Below are 1969 nucleotides of genomic sequence, written 5' to 3' on the forward strand. Positions count from 1 at the left end.
CAAGAACATTGCCCAGCAGGTGCATGTCTACTTCGCCAACTGGGACCAGGGCGTGTCTTATGTCGAGACGCATGTTGCGGCCAGAACCGTCCAGACGCTGGTGCGGTCCGACAAGCCGTCGGTGGCGATCCTGCCATTCGCCAATCTTAGCGCTGATCCCGACCAGCAGTATTTCAGCGATGGCATCACTGAAGACATCATAACCGACCTCTCGAACGTCTCCGGCCTGTTCGTGCTCAGCCGCAATACAGTCTTCGCGTTCAAGGGCAGGACCGACAAGATGGAACGCATCGCCAGGGAGCTTGGCGTCGGCTACATTGTCGAGGGCAGCGTCCGCAAGGCGGGAAACCGGGTCAGGATCAATGCCGAGTTGATCGAGGGCGCCACGGACGGACACGTTTGGGCTGCCCGCTACGACCGCGACCTCACCGACATCTTCGCCGTGCAGGACGAAATCGCCAAAGCGGTCGTGGCGCAGCTCAGGGTCAAGCTCCTGCCTGAGGAGAGGAAAGCTATCGAGCAGGCGCCGACGGACAATGTGGAAGCCTATACGCATTACCTTCGAGGGCGCGATTACAGCCACATCGCGACCAGAGCCAACCACCTGATGGCCAGACAAAGCTATATCAGGGCCATTGAGCTCGATCCGGGATATGCCCGTGCCTATGCAGGTCTGGCGGTCTGCGACGTACGCCTTCAGTCGAACTACGGCTCACCGATCCATGTGGACGACATTCTCGCGACCGCGGACAAGGCCCTGGCCCTGGACGCGAATTTGGCCGAAGCGCATTCAGCCAGGGGCTTTGCCCTGTCCCTCGCCGATCGCCGTTCCGAGGCCGCGGCGGCGTTCGAACAGGCTCTTACGCTCGACGCCAATTGCCACGAGGCCAATCGTTACTATGCCGAGTTTTGCGTAACCGGCGGCCAGTTCGAGTTCGCCGCCACGTACTTCATGCGCGCGATGGAAATCAAACCGTCCGACTACGGCGCACCGGTCATGCTGGTGAACGTCTTTCGGACTCTCGGCCAACAGAACGATGCGGAGCTTTATGCACGAATCGCATTGGAGAGAGCTGAAGAGGAACTCCGTTTGCATCCCGAGAACGCCAATTGTGCCTGCCTAGGGGCTATCGTGCTGGCCTTCCTTGGTGAACGCGATAGGGCGGCCAAGTGGCTTGACCGGTCTCTGGCGATCGACCCTAACGATATCAACGTCCAATACAACGCAGCTTGTACCTATGCGTTGCTGGGGGAGTTCGAACGTTCGATCGACCTTTTGGAAGCGTGGCTGCCGCAGGCTGGCGCCGAGATGAGACTCTGGTTCAAGAACGATTCCGATTTCGCCTCTGTTCGCAGTCATCCTCGCTACCAGAAGTTGCTCCAGCTGCTGCAGTAGCGATACGCATTGTTCTTGAGTCAAATTGTCGCCGATAATCAAGAATCGGCCTTCAGGAAGATTTACCCGAAAAACCAACGCCCTCGCCATCCCGCGGATATTATGTTACGTAACTAATATAACCGAGAGGTGGGGAATGGGTACCCGGTTCAGGTTGTTCGTTCAGCCTCCGTTCGAAGACCCTACGTCAAGTCCCGAGATCATTACGGTTTCTTCCCCGCGAGGCAGTGTCGGACCTGGCCCATCCGACGATCGTATGTATGTCGTCGAGCCGGCCGACAAGATGCGGCCCTATGGCGTCAACCACGGTCCGTTGGGCACGCCCTTCATCTCCCTGCCGCCCTGGACGCGAGCTATCCTCGATCCGGCCATTCCCGACGAGGAAGGCAACTTCGATCACTATCAGCCCTCGACGCCCGGCTTCGAAGCAGCGCACGCGTTCGGATGCGTGCGCTTCACGCTCGACGTTTGGGAGCGTTACATCGGCCAACCGCTCGTCTGGCATTTCCACGATCACCACGACCGTCTGGAAATCTCGATCCTGCCGGATTGGGACAACGCTCAATACGGCTA

Annotated in this window: 1 protein-coding gene and 1 pseudogene; both read left to right on the forward strand. The window is 58.8% G+C overall.

The annotated features are described in order from the left end of the window. The first annotated feature begins 100 nt into the window (after positions 1–100). The gene (locus EN893_RS31355; protein ID WP_245490933.1) at positions 101–1396 is read left to right on the forward strand and encodes a hypothetical protein; all 1296 of its coding nucleotides are present in this window, start codon (positions 101–103) and stop codon (positions 1394–1396) included. A 136-nt stretch (positions 1397–1532) separates the two neighbouring features. Continuing rightward, positions 1533–1969, forward strand: a pseudogene (locus tag EN893_RS31360) (hypothetical protein); the annotation flags it as partial.

The sequence above is a fragment of the Mesorhizobium sp. M7A.F.Ca.CA.004.04.2.1 genome, from assembly GCF_004022825.1.
GTDB lineage: Bacteria > Pseudomonadota > Alphaproteobacteria > Rhizobiales > Rhizobiaceae > Mesorhizobium.